This is a genomic window from Flavobacterium proteolyticum, from assembly GCF_015223105.1.
Classification (GTDB): Bacteria; Bacteroidota; Bacteroidia; order Flavobacteriales; family Flavobacteriaceae; genus Flavobacterium; species Flavobacterium proteolyticum.
The window spans coordinates 33,029-50,360 of record NZ_JADFTZ010000001.1 but is presented as its reverse complement, the minus strand read 5'-3'; the positions used below and the strand labels follow the sequence as shown (position 1 = coordinate 50,360).

Annotated in this window: 17 protein-coding genes and 1 tRNA gene; 8 read left to right on the top strand and 10 right to left on the bottom strand. The window is 34.7% G+C overall.

Annotated features, from left to right (window positions below; all coding sequences use genetic code 11):
• Window positions 1–5: 5 nt before the first annotated feature.
• From IM755_RS00220 to IM755_RS00205, 4 genes are all read right to left on the bottom strand, one after another.
• Window positions 6–566 (bottom strand): DUF5683 domain-containing protein, encoded by a 561-nt coding sequence (locus IM755_RS00220; protein ID WP_194093088.1) that lies wholly within the window; start codon window positions 564–566, stop codon window positions 6–8.
• Window positions 566–1,465 carry a ParB/RepB/Spo0J family partition protein gene (locus IM755_RS00215; RefSeq protein WP_194093087.1) on the bottom strand — a complete coding sequence of 300 codons (900 nt, stop codon included), beginning with the start codon at window positions 1,463–1,465 and terminating at the stop codon, window positions 566–568. Before IM755_RS00215 ends, IM755_RS00220 begins: the two co-directional genes overlap by 1 nt.
• Before the next feature lie 9 nt (window positions 1,466–1,474).
• Window positions 1,475–2,239 carry a ParA family protein gene (locus tag IM755_RS00210; protein WP_111567688.1) on the bottom strand — a complete coding sequence of 255 codons (765 nt, stop codon included), beginning with the start codon at window positions 2,237–2,239 and terminating at the stop codon, window positions 1,475–1,477.
• Between the two features lie 159 nt (window positions 2,240–2,398).
• Entirely contained in the window at window positions 2,399–3,526 is a 1,128-nt protein-coding gene (locus tag IM755_RS00205; RefSeq protein WP_194093086.1) for a methionine aminotransferase, read from the bottom strand.
• Between the two features lie 98 nt (window positions 3,527–3,624).
• On the opposite strand from IM755_RS00205, the gene IM755_RS00200 reads away from it, so the two are divergent.
• Window positions 3,625–4,161, top strand: coding sequence for a hypothetical protein (locus tag IM755_RS00200; protein ID WP_194093085.1), 537 nt, complete (start codon window positions 3,625–3,627; stop codon window positions 4,159–4,161).
• A gap of 72 nt (window positions 4,162–4,233) precedes the next feature.
• Here IM755_RS00200 and scpA read toward each other — a convergent pair whose 3' ends face one another.
• From scpA to udk, 4 genes are read right to left on the bottom strand one after another with little or no spacing between them, the layout of a single operon-like run.
• Entirely contained in the window at window positions 4,234–6,360 is a 2,127-nt protein-coding gene (gene scpA, locus IM755_RS00195) for a methylmalonyl-CoA mutase (protein ID WP_194094414.1), read from the bottom strand.
• The gene (locus tag IM755_RS00190) at window positions 6,360–7,724 is read right to left on the bottom strand and encodes a methylmalonyl-CoA mutase subunit beta (RefSeq protein WP_194093084.1); all 1,365 of its coding nucleotides are present in this window, start codon (window positions 7,722–7,724) and stop codon (window positions 6,360–6,362) included. The genes scpA and IM755_RS00190 overlap by 1 nt, the downstream gene beginning before the upstream one ends.
• 11 nt (window positions 7,725–7,735) lie before the next feature.
• On the bottom strand, window positions 7,736–8,089 hold the full coding sequence (locus IM755_RS00185) for an FtsB family cell division protein (protein ID WP_194093083.1): 354 nt from the start codon (window positions 8,087–8,089) through the stop codon (window positions 7,736–7,738).
• On the bottom strand, window positions 8,089–8,697 hold the full coding sequence (gene udk / locus IM755_RS00180; RefSeq protein WP_194093082.1) for a uridine kinase: 609 nt from the start codon (window positions 8,695–8,697) through the stop codon (window positions 8,089–8,091). The genes IM755_RS00185 and udk overlap by 1 nt, the downstream gene beginning before the upstream one ends.
• A gap of 191 nt (window positions 8,698–8,888) precedes the next feature.
• On the opposite strand from udk, the gene IM755_RS00175 reads away from it, so the two are divergent.
• Window positions 8,889–8,963: transfer RNA gene (locus IM755_RS00175), tRNA-Pro, on the top strand.
• 133 nt (window positions 8,964–9,096) lie between these two features.
• Window positions 9,097–10,044 carry a thioredoxin-disulfide reductase gene (gene trxB, locus IM755_RS00170; protein ID WP_194093081.1) on the top strand — a complete coding sequence of 316 codons (948 nt, stop codon included), beginning with the start codon at window positions 9,097–9,099 and terminating at the stop codon, window positions 10,042–10,044.
• A 67-nt stretch (window positions 10,045–10,111) separates the two neighbouring features.
• Here the strand turns inward: trxB and IM755_RS00165 are convergent, their stop codons facing one another.
• Both IM755_RS00165 and IM755_RS00160 read right to left on the bottom strand, forming a co-directional pair.
• Window positions 10,112–11,560 carry a glyceraldehyde-3-phosphate dehydrogenase gene (locus tag IM755_RS00165; protein ID WP_194093079.1) on the bottom strand — a complete coding sequence of 483 codons (1,449 nt, stop codon included), beginning with the start codon at window positions 11,558–11,560 and terminating at the stop codon, window positions 10,112–10,114.
• A 123-nt stretch (window positions 11,561–11,683) separates the two neighbouring features.
• Window positions 11,684–13,066 carry a Do family serine endopeptidase gene (locus IM755_RS00160; protein WP_194093078.1) on the bottom strand — a complete coding sequence of 461 codons (1,383 nt, stop codon included), beginning with the start codon at window positions 13,064–13,066 and terminating at the stop codon, window positions 11,684–11,686.
• Window positions 13,067–13,191: 125 nt separating this feature from the next.
• Here IM755_RS00160 and dapF point away from each other — a divergent pair, with 125 nt between their 5' ends.
• The 5 genes from dapF to IM755_RS00135 all read left to right on the top strand — a co-directional run bounded on the left by dapF (window position 13,192) and on the right by IM755_RS00135 (window position 17,331).
• Complete coding sequence (dapF, locus tag IM755_RS00155) at window positions 13,192–13,980, top strand: diaminopimelate epimerase (protein ID WP_194093077.1); 789 nt, start codon at window positions 13,192–13,194, stop codon at window positions 13,978–13,980.
• 15 nt (window positions 13,981–13,995) lie between these two features.
• Window positions 13,996–14,526 carry a GNAT family N-acetyltransferase gene (locus IM755_RS00150; protein ID WP_194093076.1) on the top strand — a complete coding sequence of 177 codons (531 nt, stop codon included), beginning with the start codon at window positions 13,996–13,998 and terminating at the stop codon, window positions 14,524–14,526.
• An 11-nt stretch (window positions 14,527–14,537) separates the two neighbouring features.
• Complete coding sequence (gene mltG, locus IM755_RS00145; protein WP_194093075.1) at window positions 14,538–15,578, top strand: endolytic transglycosylase MltG; 1,041 nt, start codon at window positions 14,538–14,540, stop codon at window positions 15,576–15,578.
• 136 nt (window positions 15,579–15,714) lie between these two features.
• Entirely contained in the window at window positions 15,715–16,587 is an 873-nt protein-coding gene (locus IM755_RS00140; RefSeq protein WP_317172415.1) for a DUF2279 domain-containing protein, read from the top strand.
• A 96-nt stretch (window positions 16,588–16,683) separates the two neighbouring features.
• The gene (locus IM755_RS00135) at window positions 16,684–17,331 is read left to right on the top strand and encodes a peptidoglycan-binding protein LysM (RefSeq protein WP_194093073.1); all 648 of its coding nucleotides are present in this window, start codon (window positions 16,684–16,686) and stop codon (window positions 17,329–17,331) included.
• Window position 17,332: the final 1 nt, after the last annotated feature.

Below are 17,332 nucleotides of genomic sequence, written 5' to 3'. Positions count from 1 at the left end.
TTTTGTTAAAAACTATAAGTAAGCGTCATTCCGTAATTGAACTTGTAATCAATTTGATTTTGATTCATATCGGGTTTTAAAGACAAATTATCGTTGACATTAAACTGCATAAGATGTGCGTCAATATTAGCGTCAACGATATTTAAAATGTAAATTCCAGCAGTAATTAAAGCAGATAAATCTCTATTTCTTTGATGAAATTTTTGTCCACGAATTAATCTGTCGTTATCTAATCCACCATAAATAGGATGATTAGGATCTGAAGTTCCATCTAATCTCCTTTTGTATTCATCTCTAAATCCTTGGTATTTTTTCTGATTCCAAGTGTAAGAATAAATTCCGACACCTAGTCCAATATAAACAATAGGAACTTTCCAATATTTTTTGTTGTAAGCTTGTCCAAGTCCAGGAACTAAAGCCGAATAAAAAGCCGCTCTAGCAGGACGATTAGGGTCAATAACAGCTTTCACTGTATCTTGCGTTTTTAATGTCATTTCCTCTTGTGCTCTTCCTTTAAAACTTAGAAAAAGACAAGTAAAAATAAATATGTAATGCAGCTTTCTCACTAAGAGTTGATTAATTTTAAAATGCGATTAAAGTCTTCTTCAGAGTGAAATGGAATGGTGATTTTTCCTTTTCCGTTACCTGCTACTTTTACATCAACTTTAGTTCCAAAATAGTTAGCAAATGCTTTTTTCTCTTCTTCGTTGATGTCAAATGAGTTTCCTTTTGCAGGTTTAGCTGTTTTTGGTTTTAAGCTATCTTGATAATTTTTTACCAAAGCTTCTGTTTCTCTAACCGATAGATTTTGTGTTACGACTTTATGATAAATGTCGCTCTGAACATCTTGGTTGTCAATATTAATCAAAGCTCTTCCGTGTCCCATCGAAATAAAACCGTCACGCATTCCAGTTTGAATGATTGGATCTAATTTCAATAAACGTAAATAATTGGTAATCGTAGAACGTTTTTTACCCACGCGCTCACTCAATTCTTCTTGCGTTAAATTGATTTCTTCGATTAATCTTTGATACGAAATCGCAACCTCGATTGGATCTAAATCATGACGTTGGATGTTTTCCACCAATGCCATAACCAAGGATTCGTTATCATTAGCCAAACGAATGTAAGCCGGAATCGTTTTTAATCCGATTAATTTAGAAGCACGCAAACGACGTTCTCCCGAAATTAATTGGTAGTTATTGAAATCTAATTTTCTAACTGTAATAGGTTGAATTACGCCTAATTCTTTAATCGATTTGGCTAATTCTTGTAACGTTTCTTCGTTGAAATTCGTTCTCGGTTGAAACGGATTAATTTCAATCGATTCGATATCAAGCTCAATAATATTTCCTACAACTTTATCTGCGTTTTTGTCCTCAACCGATTTAATATCGTTTTCTGGATCTTTCAATAAAGCCGATAATCCTCTTCCTAAGGCTTGTTTTTTTACCGCTTTTGTCATCTTACTCTATTATTGATTTTTCTTAATAATTTCTTCTGCCAAGTTCAAATAATTAGAAGCGCCTTTACTGGTAGCGTCGTAATTAATGATACTTTCTCCAAAACTTGGAGCTTCACTCAATTTAATATTTCTTTGAATTACTGTTTCAAAAACCATGTCGTTAAAATGCTTTTGAACTTCTTCCACCACTTGGTTCGATAAACGCAAACGAGAATCGTACATGGTTAATAACAATCCTTCAATATCTAAGTTTGGATTGTGGATTTTTTGAACACTTTTAATCGTGTTCAATAATTTTCCTAAACCTTCTAAGGCAAAATATTCGCACTGAATTGGAATAACCACGCTATCTGCAGCGGTTAAAGCATTCAAAGTTAATAAACCTAATGAAGGAGCACAATCAATTAAAATATAATCGTATTTGTCTTTTACACTTTCTAATGCTGTTTTTAGCATGTACTCGCGATTTTCTTTGTCAACTAATTCAATTTCGATAGCCACCAAGTCAATATGAGCTGGAATCACCGAAACATTTGGTGCCGAACAAGAAACGGTTGCTTCTTCTGGAGTAGCACTATGCTCTAGAACTTGGTACGAACCAATTTCCACACTTTCTACATCGATTCCTAAGCCCGAACTCGCATTAGCTTGCGGGTCAGCATCGATTAAAAGTACTTTTTTTTCTAAAACACCAAGAGAAGCTGCTAAGTTAACAGATGTAGTTGTTTTTCCTACACCACCTTTTTGATTGGCAATTGCAATGATTTTACCCATTTGATTATTGAAAATTTTAAGCCGTAAAAATACAATTATTTATGGTTTTTTCAAGGCAATTTTGTTAACAATGGGTTAAAGTGTTATTTGGCTGAATGTTAGCTTGTTTTTTTATTTTAAAATGACTTAATACTTCAAAATAAAACCAATTTGAAGGATTTAAATTTGATTTAGTTTTTCAGTCGCCGCTATCAAAGTTTCATCCGTTTTGGCAAAACAAAAACGAAGCATGTGTCTATCCGTAGCATCATTATAAAAAACTGAAATCGGAATGGAAGCCACTCCATGATTTACGATTAATTCCTTAGCAAAATCCACATCGTTTTTATTCGAAATTTGGTTATAATTCACCACTTGAAAATACGTTCCATCGCAAGGCATTAACTCAAAACGGCTGTTTTTAATTAAGTTTTGAAACAAATCGCGTTTGCGTTGGTACATTTTAGAAACTTCGCTAAAATCAACCACATCCAAGTATTCTGAAATAGCGTGTTGCGAAAAACTATTCACACTAAACACTAAAAATTGATGTACTTTCTTCATTTCGAACATTAGATGTTCAGGTGCAATTAAATAACCCACTTTCCAACCCGTAACATGCAACGATTTTCCAAAAGAAGAAGCGATAATGGTTCGCTCTACTAATTTTGGACGTGTGTTAAACGAAATATGCGGTTGCGAAAACGTAATATATTCGTACACTTCGTCACCTAAAATAAGAATTTGAGGATGTTTTTCTAAAATGGTTTCTAAAGCTTCAAAATCTTGTTCTGTCCAAATTCTCCCAGTAGGATTGTGCGGATTATTGATGACAATCATTTTGGTTTTAGTAGAAATTGCGCTTTCAATTCGGTTGAAATTGGGTGTGTAATCATCGTTTAATGAAACACGAACTGGTTTTCCACCAGCAACTAAAACCGAAGGTTCGTAACTGTCATAACTTGGATCTAAAATCAACACTTCATCTCCCTGATTTACAAATGTGTTAATCGCTGTAAAAACGCCTTGTGTAGCGCCAGCAGTAATCAATATTTCGGATGCAGTATTGACTTTTCTACCGTATTGTTTTAAGGTTTGATTCGCAATTTTCTCCAATAGTGAAGGCAAACCTGCCATCGGTGTGTATTGGTGAATATTCGAACGAATTAAGCGCTCCGAAATTTGTAACAAACGTTCGTCTTCAGGGAAATTGGGAAATCCTTGTGATAAATTAATAGCGCCGTGCTCATTCGCTAATTGCGACATTACAGAGAAAATACTGGTAGTGATGTTAGGTAGTTTTGACATGACACAAAAATATAAAAAATATACACGCTCTAATTTCTTCAAATTACTTTATTTTGTGATTTAATTCTGAGATTTTGAAGATTGTAATACTAACACCGATGGAAATTGAGCGAGAGAAAGTCTTAAACGCTTTAGCTCGAATTCCGAATTTGAATCATACGTACGAAGTAATTGTTTCTGGAATTGGTCGTGAAAGTACGGCTAAGGCGATGATGCAAATGCCGCCACACGATATTTGTGTGTTAATGGGTTTTGCAGCTGTGGTAGGAAAAGAAGCCCATTTACCTGATTATTTGCACTTAGGAAAACCTATCGAAATTACCAATGCTTCGCTATACGGTTACGAAGGTGGCTTGTTTGAAAACGGAAAACCCATTATCACCGAAAACCCAAAGCTAAATTTACCTTGTTTGTCTTCCTTAACTTCTGATAAGTTTGTAAGAACAACCGATTTAGCCGAAAAAACGGTTGTAAATATGGAAGATTACACGTTTAAATATTTAAAGAAACCACAAGATTTTATCGTGCGCATCATCTCCGATTTTTTACCTCACGAAACCGAAATCGACTTTTTTGAAGAAGTGAAAAGTATTGATTTTTTGGAAGGTGTGATGGCGGTGGATGGGATTAAATAAAAAACACCAACATTTCTGCTGGTGTTTTTTATTTTTAGTTGCTGAAACGAGTTCAGCATGACAAGTCTTTATTTACTCCTCCAATAAAACCTCTAAAATCGTAATCGCGGCATCGCTAATTTTAGTTCCAGGGCCAAAAACTGCTACAGCTCCGGCGTCGAATAAGAATTGGTAGTCTTGCGCTGGGATTACTCCACCTACAATTACCATAATATCTTCTCTTCCGTATTTTTTTAGTTCTTCAATCACTTGTGGTACTAAAGTTTTGTGTCCCGCTGCTAATGAAGAAACACCTAAAATATGCACGTCGTTTTCAACAGCTTGTTTCGCAGCTTCTTGTGGCGTTTGGAATAAAGGACCAATGTCAACGTCAAAACCTACGTCGGCATAACCTGTTGCTACTACTTTGGCACCACGATCGTGACCGTCTTGTCCCATTTTCGCAATCATAATACGAGGACGACGCCCTTCTTTCTTCGCGAAAGCATCGGCTAATTGTTTTGCTTTTTCAAAACTTTCGTCGTTTTTAATTTCTTTACTATACACGCCGCTAAAACTTCTAATTTGTGCTTTATATCTTCCGAAAACTACTTCTAAAGCATCACTAATCTCGCCTAATGTAGCTCTGTTTCGTGCTGCTTCTACGGCTAAAGATAGTAAATTTTCACCACCATTTTTAGCGCTTTCGGTTAATTTTGCTAAACATTCGGCAACTTTAGCGTTATCGCGAGTGGCTTTAATTTGTTCTAAACGTTCAATTTGTTGTTTGCGCACCATTTGGTTATCCACATCCAAAATATGTAACGGATCTTCTTTTTCCAAACGGTATTTATTCACTCCAACAATAATATCTTGACTGCTATCAATACGTGCTTGTTTGCGCGCTGCAGCTTCTTCAATTCTTAATTTTGGAATTCCAGCTTCAATCGCTTTTGTCATTCCGCCAAGTGCTTCTACTTCTTCAATTAAAGCCCAAGCTTTTTCAGCAATTTCAGCCGTTAAACTTTCTACATAATAACTTCCCGCCCAAGGATCCACCGTTTTGCAAATTTTAGTTTCTTCCTGTAAAAAGATTTGGGTATTACGAGCAATTCGAGCTGAGAAATCGGTTGGTAAAGCAATCGCTTCGTCTAAAGCATTGGTGTGTAACGATTGCGTTCCTCCAAAGGCTGCTGCGGCTGCTTCAATAGCAGTTCGGGCTACGTTATTAAAAGGATCTTGCTCCGTTAAACTCCAACCCGAAGTTTGGCAATGCGTTCTTAAAGCCAGTGATTTTTCGTCTTTTGGGTTGAATTGTTTCAATAGTTTTGCCCAAAGCATACGACTGGCACGCATTTTTGCAATTTCCATAAAATGATTCATTCCAATCGCCCAGAAAAACGAAAGGCGAGGAGCAAAGGTATCAATATCCATTCCAGCTGCTAAACCAGTGCGAATGTACTCCAAACCATCTGCTAAAGTGTAGGCTAATTCAATATCTGCAGTAGCTCCCGCTTCTTGCATGTGGTAACCCGAAATCGAAATCGAGTTGAATTTTGGCATATTTTTACTCGTATATTCGAAAATATCCGCAATAATTTTCATCGAAGGCGTTGGTGGATAAATATAGGTATTTCGTACCATGAATTCCTTCAAAATATCATTCTGAATTGTTCCCGACAATAGGTTAGGAGCAACGCCTTGTTCTTCCGCAGCCACGATATAAAATGCCATGATAGGTAAAACCGCACCATTCATCGTCATCGAAACCGACATTTCACCTAACGGAATTTGGTCGAAAAGGACTTTCATATCTTCCACCGAGTCAATCGCAACTCCAGCTTTTCCAACATCACCAACTACTCGTTCGTGGTCAGAATCGTAACCGCGGTGTGTTGCTAAATCGAAGGCAACAGAAAGACCTTTTTGTCCAGCTGCAAGATTTCTTCTGTAAAAAGCATTACTTTCTTCAGCAGTAGAAAATCCCGCATATTGACGGATTGTCCAAGGACGGCGAACGTACATAGTTGCGTATGGTCCGCGTAAATTGGGTGCAAAACCAGCTCCAAAACCAAGATGTTCTAAATCGGAAATATCTTCTTTAGAATAGGTTGGTTTAACTTCAATTCCTTCTGCAGTTGTGAAGTCTTGTTTTTCAGAAACTTCTGATTTCTGACTTTTAACTTCTAACTTTAAATGTTGTATGTCTTTTCTCATGATTATTGCTCTTGAGATAATCGTTCTTGTTCTAATTTTTCAGCCAAACGTTTTTCAATAATCGGTGTGATTAATGTTTTTCTGGCGTTTTGTTTCACGAAAGGATACAATTCCAAATCGTTTTTCATTTGGTCGTTTTTGTTTGGATACTTGTTAGTTCCTAATAAAACTTCTTTCCCTGAATCGAAAAGTTCTTGTTCTTTTTGTGCGCTTTCGTTGATTTTTCTTTGAATCGTTCCATCGATTAATTGCGAAATCAATCCGCCATTTTTCTCGATGTCTTTAAATAATTCCAAGGCTTTTTCGGCTAATTGTTCTGTTAACATTTCAATGTAATAAGCACCATCAGCAGGATTATTTACTTTGTCGAAATAACTTTCGTGTTTTAAAACTAACAATTGATTTCTCGAAATTCTATCGCCAAACTCGTTGTCTTTGTGATAAATGGCATCGTAAGCTAAATTGGCAACCGCATCAGCTCCACCTAAAATAGCCGACATACATTCCGTAGTCGTACGCAACATATTTACGTTATAATCGTATAATGTTTTGTTCCGTTTTGTTGGTGTTGCGATGATATGGCAATCAAAATTATGATTGTATTCTGATGCTAATGTATTGAATAAAAGACGTAATGCTCTTAGTTTCGCAATTTCGAAAAAGTAATTTGTTCCAACCGCAACTTCAATCGTAATCGGTTGGTTTATGGCTGGAATTCTATTGAAATATTCGTTTGCTTGCGCTAAAGTGTAAGCCAATTGTTGTACGATATTCGCACCAGCGTTTTGATAAATTCCGCTTGAAATAGTTAAAAACGGAACAGTTGTTTTTGAAGCAATTGTATTAAGTTTTTCAAAATCTTTTTCAAGGTTTTCAAACCAATTGCCATCTTTTGCTAATTGTCCAATTGGGTCATTTTGTATAAAGATGTTAACTTTATTTTTTGAAGTAAACTCGTTTATTTTATTTGAAAATTCTACAGAAAGAAATGGTAAACTGAAATAATAATTTACGTTTTCTAACGGAAGGTTTTGCATCAATTCTTCAATTGAAACTGCATCATTTTCTAAAGTAAAACGAACACTTTCTGCTCCTCTTTGTAATGTTTCTAACGCACGAGCATTCGATTTTTTTACATCGTGAACAAAAATATTTTGAACTATTGCAAAAGGTTTAGAAGGAGTGATTGCATCAAGATTAACTTCGGTTTCATCATTATGATAAAACGGTTTCACTTTAATGCCTTCCGGACTTTCCCAAACTAAAGTTTCGTTGTAATCAGCACCTTTTAGCTCGTATTGAATTTGTTGCTTCCATTGTTTAGAAGAAACGGCTTCAAAATCGGAAAATAAATTGTTGTTAGCCACGAATTATGTATTTAATTGTTACTAGTTGTTTTTTCGGCAGCTGCTTTCTTTTCGTCTTCAAATTCGATGATGTAGATGTCTTCGTTATCGCGTTTCATATAATATTTTTCGCGCGCATATTTTTCTACTCGATTGTCATTTTTCAACTCTTTAATTTTTGTGCTGTCTTTTTTAATTTCAGTTTTATAATACTGAATATTATCTTCAATTTCTTCAATTTCCTTATCCAAAACACGGTGCTCTAAATAGGAATAATTGTCGAAAAAAAGCATCCAAACAGAAAAAAGAATTAACACCAAAACGTAGCGATTCATAACGAATGCTAAAAACGGATATTTGGCAATTAAATTCTTAATTTTGTTCATTATGCGATTCTTTGATTAATTACGGCACGCACTACATCAATAGCTACCGTATTGTATTTATCGTTAGGAATAATAATATCAGCAAACGCTTTTGTAGGTTCGATGAATTGCTCGTGCATTGGTTTTAAAGTGGTTTGATAACGATTCAACACTTCTTCCATATCGCGACCACGTTCTGCAATGTCACGTTTTAAACGACGAATTAAACGCTCATCAGAATCCGCATGAACGTACACTTTAATGTCAAACATGTCTCTTAATTCTGGATTTGTTAGAATTAAGATACCTTCAACAATCATTACTTTTCTTGGATGGGTTAAAATCTTGTCATCTGTTCTATCGTGAGTTACGAAAGAATAAACTGGTTGTTCAATGGTTTTTCCAGCTTTCAAATCTTTAAGATGTGCTACTAACAATTCAAAGTCAATCGCTCTTGGATGATCAAAATTGATTTTAGTACGCTCTTCATAACTTAAATGATGCGTTTCTTTATAGTAGGAGTCTTGAGAAATGATACCTACTTCAGAAGAAGGTAACTCATTCATAATCTGATGAACAACTGTTGTTTTTCCACTTCCGGTTCCTCCGGCAATTCCAATAATTAGCATATAAAAGGTTGTCTTGTTTAATTTTAGCAAAAATAGAAATAATATTCTAAGTGTTTTTTGTTTTTGGTTAGAAAGTTTAGGTAATTAGTGCTAAAAAAATATAGGTTAAATAGGAGTGAAAATTTATTTTAAAAAAAGAATTGATTTGTTTGGAACAATAGAAATTAGTTATATATTTGCACTCACAAATTCGGGGTGTAGCGTAGCCCGGTTATCGCGCCTGCTTTGGGAGCAGGAGGCCGCAGGTTCGAATCCTGCCACCCCGACAAAACCTTCTTGAAACTTCAGGAAGGTTTTTTTTATTGTCAAAAATTATACATTCATAATTAAAACTAATTCAATTTTAAGAAATAATTTTAATTAAAAACTTACATTTGCTACTCTTAAAAGAATAAAGTTATGTCAGATACAATCGAAAAAGTAAAATGTTTAATTATAGGTTCTGGTCCAGCAGGTTATACTGCAGCTATTTATGCGGCTAGAGCAAATATGAATCCAGTTTTATACCAAGGACAACAACCAGGAGGTCAGTTAACAACAACCAATGAAGTAGAAAACTTTCCAGGATATCCTGAAGGTGTAACCGGACCAGAAATGATGGTGCAGTTGCAAGAGCAAGCAAAACGTTTTGGTTCAGATATTCGTGATGGTTGGGCTACAAAAGTAGATTTCTCCGGAGATGTACATAAAGTTTGGATTAATGATACGATTGAAATTCATGCAGAAACAGTAATAATTTCTACTGGAGCTTCGGCTAAATATTTAGGATTAGAATCGGAACAACATTATTTAAAATTAGGTGGAGGGGTTTCTGCCTGTGCGGTTTGTGACGGATTTTTCTATAGAAATCAAGAAGTAGTAATCGTTGGAGCAGGAGATAGCGCTTGTGAAGAAGCACATTACTTATCTAAATTATGTAAAAAAGTAACGATGTTAGTACGTAGCGATAAATTTAGAGCTTCTAAAATTATGGCAGAGCGTGTACAGAAAACAGAGAACATTGAAATTTTAATGCATACCGAAACGGAAGAAGTTTTAGGTGACGGACAAGTAGTTACTGGAGTAAAAGTTAAAAACAGAGCTACCGGAGAAACAAAAGAAATTCCAGCAACTGGATTTTTCGTAGCGATTGGTCACAAACCAAACACAGATATTTTTGCGGATTACATTACGTTAGACGAGACAGGTTACATCGTAAATGTACCAGGAAGTTCTAAAACAAATGTACAGGGAGTATTTGTTGCGGGTGATGCGGCTGATCATGTGTATCGTCAAGCAATTACAGCTGCGGGAACTGGTTGTATGGCGGCTTTAGATGCGGAACGTTATTTAGCGGCGAAAGAGTAATTATATTAAATACAAATAAAAAAGCTCCTGTTGAAAAATAGGAGCTTTTTTGTTTTCAAACTATCTACTAATAGTAGCTATATCTTCTAACTTTAGCAATGTATTTCGCTAAACGGATAACTTGGTGACTATAACCGTATTCGTTATCGTACCAAACGTACATTACAATGTTTTTTCCGTCTCCAGAAACAATAGTTGCGTTACTGTCAAAAATTGCAGGAGCAGAAGTTCCTACGATGTCTGAAGATACTAACTCGTTGTTTAAAGAGTATTTAATTTGCTCTACAAGATCACCTTCTAAAGCGTATTTTTTCATAATGTTATTTACTTCTTCAATAGAAGTGTTTTTTCCAACTTCTAAATTCAATACTACTAATGAACCGTTTGGAACTGGTACACGAATAGCGTTTGAAGTTAATTTTCCAGCTAATGCAGGTAAAGCTTTTGCAACAGCACTTCCAGCACCCGTTTCAGTAATAACCATGTTTAAAGCAGCTGCACGACCTCTACGGTATTTTTTGTGCATGTTGTCTACTAAGTTTTGGTCATTTGTATATGCGTGAATGGTTTCTAAGTGTCCTTTAACTACACCTAAAGTATCTTCAACTGCTTTTAAAACTGGAGTAATTGCGTTGGTTGTACAAGAAGCAGCCGAGAAAATATTTACTTCGTCTGGATTGTAATCTTCATGATTTACTCCATAAACGATATTTGGAACTCCTTTTCCAGGTGCTGTTAATAAAACTTTGTCAGCTCCTTTTGAGGTTAAATGACGTTTTAAAGCTTCTTCAGTTGTGAAAGCTCCGGTGTTGTCGATAACTAATGCATCTTCAATTCCGTAAGCGGTGTAATCAATTTCTTCTGGTGTGTTCGCTGTAATGATGTGAACTGTTGTTCCGTTAATCAATAAAGCATTGTTTTCTGGGTCTGCAATTACCGAACCATGAAAATCACCATGAACTGAATCGTAACGTAATAAAGAAGCTCTTTTTTCTAATAAAACAGCATCGTTTTTATCTCTTGTTACAATCGCTCTTAAACGTAATTGTTGTCCTTTTCCAATTTTCGACATTAATTCACGAGCTAATAAACGACCAATTCTACCAAATCCGTATAAAACGACATCTTTTGGTTTAATTTCTTGGAAGTTTTTAGCATTCTTTAATTTGTCGATTACGAATGCTTTAGCATCGTTGTATTTGTCGTCTTCTAAATGATATTCGTAAGTTAATTTTCCAATATCAATTCTTGATGGTGGTAAATCTAAATCAACAATAGCGCTTGCAATTTCAACTGAATCAAAAACGTTGATAGGTTTTCCAACGAAAGCACCAGCATACTCATGTAAATTGATGATTTCGCTAACGTTTTTATCGATTAATTGATTGCGGAATAAAACCAATTCTATTGATTTGTCATACCATAAATCACTAATGATTTTAATGAATTCTACACCAGCTTTTCTTCTGTCTGCCTGAAAAGCTAATTCTTTTTCGTATAAAGAGATATTGCTCATGAAAATAAATGTGTTGTTTTGTGGTGCAAAAGTATAGATTTCAAACGTTTTCGTAAAATTTTTTTAATAAAAAAACCAGACATTATTTTTGTCTGGTTTTAAAACTTATCGGTTTGGGTTGTTTTACATGATAATGCTATACATTTGACCGTTTTTGGAAATGATTTGGTATCTTGCTTTCTGATTTTCTTTTTTAGCCAAATAGCTTGAAACGGTTTCCATGTCTTTTGCTTTTAAGCCATCAATACTTAAAATTACCGCGCCATCTAAAATATCACTGTATTCTGAGTATTCAGGATTGTTAACTTTTTTAATCTTAATACCTTCTTTTACATTGAATTGTTTTTTGTCGGCAGCATCCAAATCTTCAAATTCAATTCCGTTGAATTCGTAATTCAGAATTTCTTTTTTGGTCAACTTCACCGGAAGTGTTTTTTGTTTTCCGTCGCGTAACACGCTTACTTGAATAACATCGTTTGGACGTTTTGTATTAATGTAAGCAGATAATTCGGCAAAACCATTGATTTTTTTATCATCTAATTGTACAATAATATCACCTTTAGTCAATCCAGCTTTTTCTGCGCCTGAATTTTTAGTTACCTTATTAATGTAGAAGCCTTGTGTTTCTTTAATACCTAATTCTTTTGCGTAGTTCGAATTCAATTCGCCACCTTCAACACCTAAAACACCTCTTTGAACATTTCCAAATTGCATTAAATCTTCAATGATTTTTCGAGTTAAATTCGATGGAACAGCAAACGAATAACCAGCATAACTTCCTGTTGGAGAAGAAATCATCGTGTTAATTCCAACCAATTCCCCGCGAGTGTTTACCAAGGCACCTCCACTGTTTCCAGGATTCACCGCTGCATCGGTTTGAATGAAAGATTGAATACCGTTGTTAGATAAATTTCTGGCTTTTGCTGAAACAATTCCAGCAGTAACGGTAGAATTCAAGTTGTACGGATTTCCAACCGCCAAAACCCATTCTCCAACTTTAATTGCATCAGAATCTCCAAAAACTACATAAGGTAATTTTTCATCGGCTTCTACTTTTAAAAGCGCAATGTCCATTTTTGAATCGGTTCCAACCAATTTGGCTTTGTACGATTTATTGTTGTTAAGCGTAACTTCTAATTCCGTAGCATCTTGGATAACGTGATTATTAGTCACAATATAACCATCTTCGGTAATGATAACTCCAGAACCTGTTCCAATTTGCGTTTGTTCTCTTTGTCCTTGATAACCATAGAAAAACTCCATTAATGGATTGCTAGGAACTTTTGAAACACTCACATTTTTAACGTGAACTACGGCATGAACCGTGTTTTCGGCAGCAGCTGTAAAATCAATATTTTCTGCTCCTAAATTTACATTTTTAGCGTAATTAGGTGATGCAAGTGTAATTTTACTTGCATTATTCGGTTCTAAAAAGAATTTGTAAGCACCTAATGTAACGGCACCACTTAATAAAGAAACCGCGAATAAACTTCCAAATTTTTTCATATTTTTTTAATTTTTGTTCACTCAAAATTATAACAAAAAATATTCCAAAAAATCACTTTAACGCTCGATTAACAATGTTTAACATCTTATTAATAATTCGTACTTTTGTATAAATTATTTACACAATGCAACTTACTTTTTATAAATATCAAGGAACAGGAAACGATTTTGTTATGATTGACAATCGTACAGATTTTTTTCCAAAAAATAACACCAAACTCATCGAACAATTATGTGATAGAAGATTTGGTATAGGTGCTGACGGTTTGATACTGTTAGAAAATCATCCCCAATATGACTTTAAAATGGTCTATTATAATTCCGACGGTAACGAAAGTTCGATGTGTGGAAATGGTGGAAGATGTCTTGTCGCTTTTGCCAAACAAATGGGCGTTATCGAAAATAAAGCCGAGTTCGAAGCAGTGGATGGTTATCATTATGCAACGATTGATACGGACGGAATTGTAGCGCTTAAAATGAAAGATGTTGATACAGTAAATCAACAAGAAAATTATACTTTTTTAAATACAGGTTCGCCTCATCATGTGCAATTGGTAGATAATTTGGTAGACTTAGACATTAAGACGGAAGGTGCTAAAATTCGTTATTCCGATTTGTATGGAAATGCAGGAAGTAATGTCAATTTTGTACATCAATTAGAAAATGACATTTTTGCAGTTCGCACTTACGAACGCGGTGTTGAAGATGAAACTTTGTCGTGTGGAACAGGCGTAACAGCAGTTGCTATTGCAATGCATCAAACTGGAAAAACAAACAACAAGATCATAGATTTGAATGTAGAAGGCGGAAAATTAAAAGTACAATTCGATGTAGATAACGGAAAATATACAAACGTTTTCTTAATTGGACCCGCAACTTTTGTTTTTGAAGGGAAAATTGAAATCAACCAATAATCAATTTTAAATATTTTGACTACACTTAAAGGAAACAACATTTATCTACGCGCACTAGAACCCGAAGATTTAGAGTTTATCTACAAAATAGAAAACAACGAATCGGTTTGGGAAGTAAGCAATACGCAAACGCCGTACAGTCGATTTTTGATTCGTCAGTACTTGGAAAATGCGCATCAAGATATTTATGAAGCCAAACAATTGCGCTTGGCTATTTGCTTAAACAATACTTTTGAAGCATTAGGTTTAATCGATTTGTTTGATTTTGATCCTAAAAATAATAGAGCAGGTGTTGGGATTGTAATCTCAAGTGAAGCGAATCGAAATTCAGGAATGGGTTCAGAGGCTTTGCAACTTGTTATCAATTACGCATTCAATCAATTGCAATTGCATCAATTATATGTAAATATTGGTTCAAATAATGAAATTAGTATTTCCCTTTTTACTAAATTTGGCTTTCAAAAAATCGGAGTAAAAAAAGATTGGAATAAAATCAACAATCAATACGAAGATGAAATGTTATATCAATTAATCAATCATATTTAAAAAACTATCCCTTGAACGTAAAAAAAATAATTTCAATAATTGCCGTTGCCGGAATTGTAGTTGCAACTGCAGTAGGTGTTTATGTCTATTTCAAAGCTTTTACACCTAATACTCAATTTTCACAAGATGAAGTTTATGTTTACATTCCTACAAATTCGACTTATGAACAAGTAGTGGAAATTGTAAAACCGCTTGTAAAAGATTTTGAAAAATTTGATTTCGTAGCTACATCAAGAAATTACAGTACGAATGTAAAAGCCGGAAAATTTCTTTTCAAAAAAGACATGACCAGTTTTGATATGGTTAGAAGTTTGCGTTTAAATGTTCCAGTTAAAGTGGCTTTCAACAATCAAGAAACGTTAGGAAAGTTGGTACAACGTTTAGCAACACAATTAGAACCTGATAGTTTAAAATTAGAAGTAGCATTTACTAATACGCCATTTTTAGAAGAAAACGGATTAACAGAAGAAACTATCTTGGCACTTTTTATTCCAAATACATACGAGTTCTATTGGAATACACCAGCGGACAAAATTGCTCAAAAATTAGCAAAAGAATACCGTATTTTCTGGAATAATGAGCGTTCAGAAAAAGCTAAAGCGCTAGGATTAACTCCAATTCAAGTCTATACCTTAGCTTCAATTGTACATAAAGAAACAGCTAAAGTAGATGAAAGACCAACAGTGGCTGGTGTTTATTTAAACCGTTTAAAACAAGATATGCCATTGCAAGCTGATCCAACGGTAATTTTTGCAATTAAAAAGCGTTCAGGCGATTTTGATCAAGAAATTAAACGTGTTTTTTATAACGATTTACGAATTCAATCGCCTTATAATACTTATATTAATAAAGGATTACCTCCTGGACCTATTGCTATGCCAGATGTTTCGGCTATAGATGCGGTTTTAAATGCAGAAAAACACGATTATATTTATTTCTGTGCCAATCCAGACAAACCGGGCTATCATGCTTTTGCATCAAGTTACGAAGCACACCAAGTAAATGCTAAAAAATATGCAGATTGGGTAACGAAGTTAGGAATTGATCGTTAATTTTTAGAAGCGAATGGCTTGGGCTCTCTTGGTTTCCATATTCCTGCTTTCCGTTGCAATCTTTTATAAAACTTTAGGGTTTTATAAAAGGATTTCCACTACAATCAGGGCTAGTTGGCTATTCATTTTTTTGTTTGTGTCTATTTTTTCTCAGGCGCAATCAAGTATCAATACTTTCTTAAAACCATCGGATACATTAAATAAACCGAGAAGAACGGGTGTTTATGTGGGTGAATCAGTGGCTTTAGGTGCTACTTTAATTGGTTTGAACCAACTTTGGTATAAAGATTACCCAAAATCTAGTTTCCACTTCATCAACGATAACAATCAGTGGTTACAAATGGATAAACTGGGCCATATGTATTCAACCTATCATTTAGGTAGAGTAGGTGCCGAAATGTTGCAATGGAGTGGTGCGACCAAAAAAGAACAATTAATTTATGGATCTACTCTTGGATTAGGATTTTTAACGGTAGTTGAGGTTTTTGATGGTTTTTCACAAGAATGGGGAGCATCATCAGGTGATATTATTGCAAATGTTTCGGGAACGGCGCTGTATGTTTCTCAAGAATTACTTTGGAAAGAACAGCGTATCACACCGAAGTTTTCATTTCATCAAACCAAATTCGCTTCACAACGTTCTGAAACTCTGGGAGCATCCTTTAACGAAGAAATTTTAAAAGATTACAACGGTCAAACGTATTGGTTGTCGTTTAACGTTCATTCGTTTACAAAAGATAGCTTTACGCCAAAATGGTTAAATGTCGCAATTGGTTATGGAGGAGAAGGAATGCTTTACGGAAAAGATGCCGAAGCAATCGAAAATGGAATAATTCAAAATCCATATCGTCAATTTTACCTGAGTTTAGATGTTGACTTAACGAAAATTACTACAAAATCCCATTTTTTAAAGACACTTTTCTCGGTTTTTAACACAATAAAAATTCCCGCACCTACTTTGCAATACGATGAGTATAACGGACTTAAAGCGCATTTCATCTACTTTTAGGAATTATTAACATGCTGTAAATCAATATTGTAATTTTTTTTGTATATTTGCATCGGTAATTTCAGATGGGTGACAGACGCTGAGAAATAACAATTCATGATAAAAAAAAGGTCGTATTTTATAGGATTGACACTCCTAGTCTTAGTCGTTTCTTCAGGTTTTATAACCTTTAAGGAAGAAAAATTGGAAGGATTTCATTTGTCGAACTATGAAGGTATTAAATACCATGTTCCAAATGAATACGAGAACGAAGAAGTAATTATCCCAGTTAAAGTGCCAAATGTTGGTAAATCATTTACTGGTTTTGCTCAAAAGATGGCTTACAAAGAGTCAAGAGGTATGTTACATTTAGTGAATCCATATGGATACATGGGTAAATACCAATTCGGAAGAAGTACACTACGCACTGTGGGTATTTATGATTTTCAAGAGTTTTTACGTAACGCTGAATGGCAAGATGAAGCTTTTAAAGCTTTAATCGCTAGAAACAAGTGGGAATTACGTAAAGAAATTCAAAAATATTCTGGTAGAGTAATCAATGGTGTAGAAATTACAGAATCAGGTTTAATTGCGGCAGCGCATTTAGGCGGAGCTGGTTCGGTAAAAAAATATTTAAGAAGTAATGGACGCAATGGTTTCAAAGATGGTTTTGGAACATCGTTATCAAGCTACATCAGAAAATTTTCAAATTACGATATTTCACACATCGAAGCAGATGCAAATGCTAAAGTAGATTTAGAGTAAT